The following is a 1101-nucleotide window of genomic DNA, read 5'->3' as shown; positions in this document are numbered from 1 at the left end:
TGAGTGATGGGGTGACGCAGGAAGGTAGTCCATCCCGGGCGGTGGTTGTCCCGGGGTAAGGGTGTAGGCCGTGCGATAGGCAAATCCGTCGCACATGAGGCTGAGACCTGATGCCGAGCCGATTGTGGTGAAGTGGATGATCCTATGCTGTCGAGAAAAGCCTCTAGCGAGTTTCATGGCGGCCCGTACCCTAAACCGACTCAGGTGGTCAGGTAGAGAATACCGAGGCGTTCGGGTGAACTATGGTTAAGGAACTCGGCAAAATGCCCCCGTAACTTCGGGAGAAGGGGGGCCACATCCGGTGATGGGCTTTACGTCCTGAGCTGGGGGTGGCCGCAGAGACCAGCGAGAAGCGACTGTTTACTAAAAACACAGGTCCGTGCGAAGCCGTAAGGCGATGTATACGGACTGACGCCTGCCCGGTGCTGGAACGTTAAGGGGACCGGTTAGCTCACTTTCGGGTGGGCGAAGCTGAGAACTTAAGCGCCAGTAAACGGCGGTGGTAACTATAACCATCCTAAGGTAGCGAAATTCCTTGTCGGGTAAGTTCCGACCTGCACGAATGGCGTAACGACTTCTCGACTGTCTCAACCATAGGCCCGGTGAAATTGCACTACGAGTAAAGATGCTCGTTTCGCGCAGCAGGACGGAAAGACCCCGGGACCTTTACTACAGTTTGATATTGGTGTTCGGTTCGGCTTGTGTAGGATAGCTGGGAGACTGTGAAGCAGGGACGCCAGTTCTTGTGGAGTCGTCGTTGAAATACCAGTCTGGTCGTGCTGGATGTCTAACCTGGGTCCGTGATCCGGATCAGGGACAGTGTCTGATGGGTAGTTTAACTGGGGCGGTTGCCTCCTAAAGAGTAACGGAGGCGCCCAAAGGTTCCCTCAGCCTGGTTGGCAATCAGGTGTTGAGTGTAAGTGCACAAGGGAGCTTGACTGTGAGACCGACGGGTCGAGCAGGGACGAAAGTCGGGACTAGTGATCCGGCGGTGGCTTGTGGAAGCGCCGTCGCTCAACGGATAAAAGGTACCCCGGGGATAACAGGCTGATCTTCCCCAAGAGTCCATATCGACGGGATGGTTTGGCACCTCGATGTCGG

At 55.9% G+C, this 1101-nt stretch carries 1 rRNA gene; it reads left to right on the top strand.

The annotated features are described in order from the left end of the window. Positions 1-1101 (top strand): 23S ribosomal RNA (locus tag ACIP67_RS43430); the annotation flags it as partial.

Origin of the sequence: Streptomyces sp. NPDC088812 (assembly GCF_044750285.1) — a bacterium.
Taxonomy (GTDB): domain Bacteria; phylum Actinomycetota; class Actinomycetes; order Streptomycetales; family Streptomycetaceae; genus Streptomyces.
Note: the sequence above shows the minus strand (reverse complement) of the source record. Positions and strands in the feature narration are given on the sequence as shown.